A 1,060-nucleotide genomic window follows, 5' to 3' on the forward strand; every position below is an offset into this window, starting at 1 on the left:
CTAGTGACCTGAGTCGGAGGTTTGTCGTTGGTTGGGGTGTGAGTCGTCCTGGACCGAAGATCCCGCCGTTGTCGTTGACCGATGCCCAGAGGGTGGTGCTGGAGGGCTGGGTCCGTCGTCGTTCGACGGCCCAGGCCCTCGCGCTGCGGTCAAGGATCGTCCTGGAGAGCGCGGAGGGGCACTCGATCGCGGAGGTGTCCCGCCGGGTGGGGGTGGTCGCGGACACGGTCCGCACCTGGCGCCGCCGGTTCCTCGAACGCGGTCTGGAGGGCCTGTGCGACGAGCCGAGGCCGGGTGTCCCCAGGAAGATCACGGACGCCGATGTCGAGCGGGTGATCGTCAAGACCCTGGAGGAGACACCGCACAACGCCACCCACTGGTCGACCCGGTCGATGGCCGCGGCGACCGGGATGTCGCAGTCGGCGATCTCACGGATCTGGCGGGCGTTCGCCCTCGCCCCCCACCGGGCGCAGACGTTCAAACTCTCCACGGACCCGCTGTTCATCGACAAGGTCCGCGACGTCGTCGGCCTCTACCTCGACCCGCCGGAGAAGGCCCTGGTGCTCTGCGTGGACGAGAAGTCCTCCATCCAGGCCCTGGACCGGTCCCAGCCGGTCCTGCCGATGATCCCGGGCACTCCTGAACGCCGCAGCCACGACTACATCCGCGCCGGGACCACCACCCTCTTCGCCGCCCTGGAAGTCGCCACCGGCAAGGTGATCGGCTCCCTGCACCGCCGCCACCGGGCCATCGAGTTCAGGAAGTTCCTCACCAGGCTCGACCGTGAAGTCCCCCCGGATCTGGACGTCCACCTGATCCTGGACAACTACGCCACCCACAAGACACCCGACATCAAGAAGTGGCTGCTGGCCCATCCCCGCTTCCACCTGCACTTCACACCCACCAGTGCGTCGTGGCTGAACCTGGTGGAACGGTGGTTCGCCGAGCTCACGCAGAAGAAACTCAAGCGCGGCGTCCACCGCTCCGTCCAGGCCCTCGAACACGACATCCGCACCTGGCTCACCGACTGGAACGAACACCCCAGACCGTTCATCTGGAC

1 protein-coding gene is annotated in these 1,060 nt (G+C 67.2%); it reads left to right on the forward strand.

What is annotated here, in order from left to right; all coding sequences use genetic code 11:
- Positions 1-38: 38 nt before the first annotated feature.
- Positions 39-1,060, forward strand: a 1,022-nt coding sequence (locus SYYSPA8_RS37060) for an IS630 family transposase (RefSeq protein WP_323451882.1), incomplete at its 3' end; no start/stop codon positions are given.

The sequence above is a fragment of the Streptomyces yaizuensis genome (assembly GCF_034961445.1).
Taxonomy (GTDB): Bacteria; Actinomycetota; Actinomycetes; order Streptomycetales; family Streptomycetaceae; genus Streptomyces; species Streptomyces yaizuensis.